The 6,309-nt window shown below is 73.9% G+C and carries 7 protein-coding genes; 1 reads left to right on the plus strand and 6 read right to left on the minus strand.

Annotated elements, in window-relative coordinates; genetic code table 11:
* Positions 1-52: 52 nt before the first annotated feature.
* From ACFP2E_RS13250 to ACFP2E_RS13275, 6 genes are read right to left on the minus strand one after another with little or no spacing between them, the layout of a single operon-like run.
* A complete protein-coding gene (locus ACFP2E_RS13250; protein ID WP_378523633.1) occupies positions 53-997 on the minus strand; it encodes a DUF808 domain-containing protein in 945 nt (314 codons plus the stop codon).
* A 44-nt stretch (positions 998-1,041) separates the two neighbouring features.
* A complete protein-coding gene (locus ACFP2E_RS13255; protein WP_378523634.1) occupies positions 1,042-2,157 on the minus strand; it encodes an acyltransferase family protein in 1,116 nt (371 codons plus the stop codon).
* 29 nt (positions 2,158-2,186) lie between these two features.
* Complete coding sequence (locus ACFP2E_RS13260) at positions 2,187-3,221, minus strand: SIS domain-containing protein (RefSeq protein WP_378523635.1); 1,035 nt, start codon at positions 3,219-3,221, stop codon at positions 2,187-2,189.
* 32 nt (positions 3,222-3,253) lie between these two features.
* Positions 3,254-3,442 carry a Trm112 family protein gene (locus ACFP2E_RS13265; protein WP_378523636.1) on the minus strand — a complete coding sequence of 63 codons (189 nt, stop codon included), beginning with the start codon at positions 3,440-3,442 and terminating at the stop codon, positions 3,254-3,256.
* Positions 3,439-4,821 (minus strand): phosphomannomutase/phosphoglucomutase, encoded by a 1,383-nt coding sequence (locus tag ACFP2E_RS13270; protein WP_378523637.1) that lies wholly within the window; start codon positions 4,819-4,821, stop codon positions 3,439-3,441. The genes ACFP2E_RS13265 and ACFP2E_RS13270 overlap by 4 nt, the downstream gene beginning before the upstream one ends.
* Positions 4,822-4,848: 27 nt before the next feature.
* Complete coding sequence (locus ACFP2E_RS13275) at positions 4,849-5,208, minus strand: DUF3499 domain-containing protein (protein ID WP_378523638.1); 360 nt, start codon at positions 5,206-5,208, stop codon at positions 4,849-4,851.
* A 100-nt stretch (positions 5,209-5,308) separates the two neighbouring features.
* On the opposite strand from ACFP2E_RS13275, the gene ACFP2E_RS13280 reads away from it, so the two are divergent.
* Positions 5,309-5,695: a metallopeptidase family protein gene (locus ACFP2E_RS13280; protein ID WP_378523639.1), complete on the plus strand. Its 387-nt coding sequence runs from the start codon at positions 5,309-5,311 to the stop codon at positions 5,693-5,695.
* The last annotated feature ends 614 nt before the right edge of the window (positions 5,696-6,309 follow it).

Consider the following 6,309-nt stretch of genomic DNA (forward strand, 5'->3'; position numbering starts at 1 on the left):
ATCCTCGAGGCCCCGTTCCGGGCCCGTCAGTGGGCCCCGTCAATGGGCCCCGTCAGTGGGCGGCGGCGCCGTGGCCCTTGCGCGACGGCAGGACGCTCATCGCTGCGACCACGACCGCGCCGACGAGGACGCCGATGACCGCGGAGGCGGCGGTGTTGACGAGCCAGGCGAGCAGCCCGCCGAGGGCGCCGGCCGCGTCGCGGACCGCCTCCTCGGCGTGGTGGACGAGGTCGTAGGGCCCGTGCCAGCCGAGGTCGTCGACTCCGACGAGGAGGATGTGGCCGCCCACCCAGAGCATCGCGACGACGCCGACGGCGGAGATCATCGCGAGCAGCTTCGGCATGCCGCGGACCAGGGCGAGGCCCACCCGCTGGGCGAGGGCGGAGCTCCGCTCGGCGAGGCTCAGCCCGATGTCGTCCATCTTCACGATGAGTGCGACGACGCCGTACACCAGCGCGGTGATGCCGATGGCGACCACGACGAGGATGACCGCGCGGGGCAGGAACGCCTCGCTGGCGACCTCGTTGAGCGCGATCACCATGATCTCGGCGGAGAGGATGAAGTCGGTGCGGATCGCGCCGGCGACCATGCCGGCCTCGGCCTCCGGGCCCTTCTCGACGGCGAGCTTCTGGTGCTCGTGGCCGCGGAGCTTCTCCCAGATCTTGTGGGCGCCCTCGTAGCTGAGGTAGGTGCCGCCGAGCATGAGGATCGGCGTCAGCAGCCACGGCAGGAACTCGCTGAGCAGCAGCGCCGCGGGCAGGATGAAGAGCAGCTTGTTGCGCAGCGAGCCCTTGGCGATGCGGCGGATGATCGGTAGCTCGCGGTCGGCCGCAACGCCGTGGACGTACTGTGGGGTGACCGCGGTGTCGTCGACGACGACGCCCGCCGCCTTGGCGCTGGCGCGGCCGGCCGCGGCGCCCACGTCGTCCACGGACGCCGCCGCGAGACGGGCCAGGGCGGCGACGTCGTCGAGGAGGCCGACGAGGCCGCCGCTCACCGGAGAACCTGCGCAGGTGCCATGACGCGAAGGCTAGCGGGTCGTCAGCGGCGGCCCGGCCCCGCGCCGGCGGTCTCCCGCTCGCGCTCCCCCGCCTGGTCGCCGGCGCCGTCGGCCGCGCGGGCGCGCTCGCGGCGGGCACGCAGCCGGCGCTCGACCGGGCCGATCGGGTCGACGACGAGGTTGAGCCGGGACGCCAGCGGCTCCCAGGCGAGCAGCAGTGCCAGCCCCACCGCCAGCAGGGTGGTGACCAGGATGCCGACCACGGCGCCCCAGGCGCCGATCGCCTCGTAGCCGGCGTAGGCGGCGCCCTTGACCGGGAAGCCGTGGAAGAGGTAGACGACCAGCGTCCACGTGCCCATCCGGGTGAACCAGCCGCCACGGCGCGGCACCAGCGACAGGAACGCCGCGGCACCCAGGGCCCCCATGAGCAGCACCGCCGAGCGGGTGGCGAACGCCCGCAGGTCGCCGCCGGGGAGCTCGTCGTACATGGCGCGGTAGTAGAGCCACTCCGTCGCGGCCCAGGTGTCGGTCCACAGCGAGAGGACCAGGATCGTGGCGAGCACGGCGACGGCGTAGGGCCGCCAGCGGGCGTCGCGCAGCCGTTCGAGGTGCTCGGGACGGGCCTTGAGCCCGGCCACGAAGAAGGGCAGCAGGCCGAGGATGCGGGCCACGTCGAAGGTGTCCCCGGCCCAGAGCCCGGCGGCCAGGCTGATGCCGACGGCGACAGGCAGCCCCCATGGCATCCCGCGGAAGAGCGGAGTCATGAGCCGCCAGAAGAACAGCGCGGAGAGGTACCACATCGGCCAGTGCGGGTCTAGGAAGAGCTCCTCGAGCTCCTCGCCGCCCACGTGGATCCGGAACAGCGCCAGCAGCGACTCGAAGATCACGTAGGGGACGGCGACCGTCCGCACGAGCTTCCACAGCCGCATCCGGTCCCACTCGAAGCTGCGGGAGAGGTAGCCGGTGACGAAGACGAACGCCGGCACGTGCCAGGCGTAGAGGAAGTCGTACAGGGTGTCGCTCAGCCCGGTGCTGGGCAGCAGGACCCAGGCGTGGCCGACCACGACGAGCGTGACCAGGGCCATCTTGGCGTTGTCGAACCACGGGTCACGCGTGTTCGACCGTCGGGGCGCGTCAGTCTGGTGTGTCGTCCGCACGACCACCGTCTACCCCGCACGGGCGAGGTCTAGTCCTCGACGAGGCCGACTGTGAGGTACGTCGTGGCGTAGGTGCCGGTGAGCAGCAGCGAGGCGTAGCGGGCGACCTCGGTGAGGGCGTCCGTGTCGAGCCGTTCGACCCGCACCCCGCGGGCCTCCGCGGCGGCCAGCAGCCGGCCCCGGTCCTCGCGGATCCACGCCTCCTCGGCACCGTCGTCGAGGACCAGCAGCATCGGGCGGTGCTCGCTCGGGCCGCCCCCGTCGAAGGGGTCGTCGAAGACGTCGCGCTGGCGGGTGGCCTCGATGACGGGGAGGAGGTGCTCGGCGTCGCCGGCGAGGGCGGTGCGGCCGCTCGCCCGGCGGATCGACTCGGCGAGCCGGCGGGCCGCCCGGGCGGCGAGCACCGAGCCGCCCCACACCAGCGGGGTGGCGTCGGCGAGCGCGATGGCGAGCATCTTGGCCTGGTTGACGGCGAGGTCGTGGTGGGGCGAGCAGGCGATCGCGACCTCGTCCATCGCATCCGCGACCCGCTCCGCGTCGACCCGGGGGCCGAGGGAGACCCGCTCGAGGTACTCCAGCATCACGACCGCCGAGGCCAGCTGGTCACGGGTGGTCGACGGCAGGATCTGGCTGTACCTCCCGGCGGCGTGCTCGGCGACGACCGACGACGGCGGGCAGGAGACGACCACCTGGCAGCCGCGGCGTACGGCCTCGGCGACGGCGGAGGCCGTGCCGGACCCCGAGCCGTCCGGGGCCAGGACCACGACGAGGTCGAGGCTGCCGGCCCAGCCGGGGAGCGCGGCCGAGGGCCAGGCCACGAACGGCACCGGACACCACGGCTCGAGCACCGCCCGCAGCAACCGGGAGTCGGGACCGGCCGCGACGACCGCCCGCGGTCGGGCCTGCTCGCGGCTCGCCGCGACCGCGCGCTCGAGCGCCTCGGCCGCGCCGGTGACCTCCTTGCGCACGCGCGCGCCGGACTCGGCGAGGTGGCGCAGCGGGGCATCGACCCGCTGCAGGGCCGTCTCGTCGTCGAGCCGGGACTCGTCGAACCACGTCGCCATCTCTGCTCCCCTCAGCTCAAGGTCGACCCGGGTCAGGCGGGCTTGCGGGCCTCGTCGACCAGCAGCACCGGGATGCCGTCGCGGACCGGGTAGGCCAGGCCGCAGGAACCGCAGACCAACTCGGTCTGCTGTTCGCCGGCCTCGCCGCTGGTCTGCTCCGACAGCTCGCCGTGGCAGGCCGGGCACACGATGATGGCGAGCAGGGCGGGGTCGAGGTTCATGCGTGGCTCCTGATGGTCGCGAGGACGGCGTCCCTGATCCGCTCCATGGTGGCCGCGTCGCGGCCCTCCGCGTTGAGGCGCAGCAGGGGCTCGGTGTTGGACGGGCGGACGTTGAACCACCAGTCCGTGTGGGTGACGGTCAGCCCGTCGAGCCGGTCGAGGCTGGTCACCCCGTCGGCGTACGCCGTCTCGAGCCGCGCGAGGACGCCCGCGGGGTCGGCGACGGTGGAGTTGATCTCGCCGCTGGCCACGTAGCGCTCGTGCCGGCCGAGCACCTCCGACAGCGGCGCCGTGGTCTCGGCGAGGGCCGCCAGCGCGTGGAGCGCGGCGAGCATGCCGGAGTCGGCGCGCCAGAACTCGCGGAAGTAGAAGTGGCCGCTGTGCTCGCCGCCGAAGACCGCGCCGGTCTCGGCCATCAGCTCCTTGATGTAGGAGTGGCCGACCCGGCTGCGGACCGGGCGGCCGCCGCGCTCGACGACGATCTCGGCCACCGCGCGGCTCGTGATCAGGTTGTGGATCACCACGCCGCCGGGCTCCTTGGCGAGCTCACGCTCGGCGATCAGCGCGGTCAGCGCCGAGGGCGACACGGCCGCGCCGCGCTCATCGACGAGGAAGCAGCGGTCGGCGTCGCCGTCGAAGGCGAGGCCGATGTCGGCGCCCTCCGCGACGACCCGGCGCTGCAGATCGACGAGGTTGGCCGGGTCGATCGGGTTGGCCTCGTGGTTCGGGAAGGTGCCGTCGAGCTCGAAGTACATCGGCACCAGCTCGACCTGCTCGGCACCGAGCCGGGAGAAGACCGCCGGGGCGGTGAGGCCGGCCATGCCGTTGCCGGCGTCGACGACCACCTTGAGCCGGCGGCCGCGCACGGGGGCCAGCGCGAGCAGGTGGGCGGCGTACGCCTCGAGGACGTCCTGCTGGACGATCGAGCCGGTGCGCGGGGCGGCGTCGCGCGAGTCTGCGCCGGCCCCGGCCAGCACCCGGTCGCGGATCTCCGCCAGGCCGGTGTCCATGCCGATGGGCCGGGCGTGGGCGCGGCACAGCTTGATGCCGTTGTACTGCGCCGGGTTGTGGCTGGCGGTGAACATCGCGCCGGGCAGTCCCAGGTGGCCGGAGGCGAAGTAGAGCTGGTCTGTCGACGCGAGGCCGATGAAGACCACGTCCGCGCCGGCGGTCGTGACGCCGTCGGCGAAGGCGCCCGCCAGGTCCGGCGAGCTGGGGCGCATGTCGTGGCCGACCACCACCTTGCGCGCGCCGGTCACCGCCACGAACGCCGCGCCGGTGCGGCGGGCGAGGTCGGCGTCGAGCTGGTCGGGGACGGTGCCCCGGACGTCGTACGCCTTGAAGACTCCGGAGACGTCCCGGTCGAGTGCCTCGGCCATGGACGGGAGCCTAGTGCCGACCGGTCGTCACTCGCTGGTCAGGACCCGGAGGTGCCCGCGACGGGCCACCTCGCGGCCGGTCTCGAGCGACGGCGGCGGGACCGGCGGGGGCACCGGGCGGGCGGCCTCGCGGACCGCGTCGGCCAGCGCCAGCAGGTCGTCGCTGGAGGGACCGGCAGCCGCCGGGTCCGGGGCGAGACGGAGCACCTCCCAGCCGCGCGGCGCCGAGAGCCGCTCGCTGTGCTGGTCGCACAGGTCGTAGGCGTGCGGCTCCGCGTAGGTCGCGAGCGGTCCCAGGACGGCGGTCTGGTCGGCGTAGACGTAGGTCAGCGTGTTGACCGCCGAGCGGCCACACGCCGTACGCGAACAGCGACGGGCGGGACTCACGCGCAGACCGTACCGCCCGCGACGCCGGACGCGGATTAGGCTCGCTGCTGTGGAACCCGCCGCTGCCCCTCCTCGCCGTCGAGACCGGCGCGGGCGGGGCATGCGCGGGCCCGCGGTACTCCCCCGCCGGCCCGGCACGCCCGAGCTCCGCACCGACCGCGAGCGCTTCGACTCGCTGGTCCTGGACCTGGTGACGCAGGTCGACGAGCGGTGGGCGGACCGGCTCGGGCTCGTCGAGTACGCCGTCGAGGACACGCCGCAGATCCCCGACGACTGGAGCCCCGAGACGGTGCCGCTCGCGTCGATGGTCCGCGGCACCGGCACCACCCCCACCCGCCTCGTCGTCTTCCGCCGACCCATCGAGCACCGCGCCGAGACCCGCGCCGACCTCGAGGCCCTCGTCCTCACCGTCGTCGTCGAGCAGGTCGCCGAGCTCCTCGGCATCGACCCCGAGCAGGTCGACCCCCGCTACACCGCCGACGACTGACCCCACCCAACGGAGGTCGAGCCCGTCGAGACCCGGCGAGGTAGGCAGGGCGGCGACCACACGGAGGTCGAGCCCGTCGAGACCCGGCGAGGTAGGCAGGGCGGCGACCACACGGAGGTCGAGCCCGTCGAGACCCAGCAAGGTAGGCAGGGCGGCGACCAGCGGAGGTCGAGCCCGTCGAGACCCGGTGAGTGGCGTAGGGCGGCGACCACACGGTGGTCGAGCCCGTCGAGACCCGGCGAGGTAGGCAGGGCGGCGATCACACGGCGGTCGAGCCCGTCGAGACCCGGCGAGGTAGGCAGGGCGGCGACCACACGGTGGTCGAGCTCGTCGAGACCCGGTGAGTGGCGTAGGGCGGCGACCACACGGTGGTCGAGCTCGTCGAGACCCCTGGCAGGCGCGGTGGTGGCATGCCCGTGTCCCCGCCGAGTGGTGCCTGGCGGGGTGTGGGGCGGGGCAGCTACTGCTCGGGTGGAGTCCCGGCGCGGTGGGCGTCGATCAGTCGCTGCCGGGTGGCGGCGGGGTCGGGGGTGACGTCGCGGGTTCCGGTCTCGTCACGCAGGTAGGCGTGTCCGTACGGACTGCGCCAGAGGAAGGTGCCGTCGTCGACGTGG

Origin of the sequence: Nocardioides sp. GCM10027114, from assembly GCF_042659625.1 — a bacterium.
In the GTDB taxonomy this organism is placed as follows: Bacteria; Actinomycetota; Actinomycetes; order Propionibacteriales; family Nocardioidaceae; genus Nocardioides.

Bases quoted from the DNA above. Each gene is read 5' to 3' on its own strand.
- ACFP2E_RS13260 (WP_378523635.1), bottom strand. From the start codon at position 3,221: ATGGCGACGTGGTTCGACGAGTCCCGGCTCGACGACGAGACGGCCCTG.
- ACFP2E_RS13265 (WP_378523636.1), bottom strand. From the start codon at position 3,442: ATGAACCTCGACCCCGCCCTGCTCGCCATCATCGTGTGCCCGGCCTGC.
- ACFP2E_RS13270 (WP_378523637.1), bottom strand. From the start codon at position 4,821: ATGGCCGAGGCACTCGACCGGGACGTCTCCGGAGTCTTCAAGGCGTAC.
- ACFP2E_RS13280 (WP_378523639.1), top strand. From the start codon at position 5,309: ATGCGCGGGCCCGCGGTACTCCCCCGCCGGCCCGGCACGCCCGAGCTC.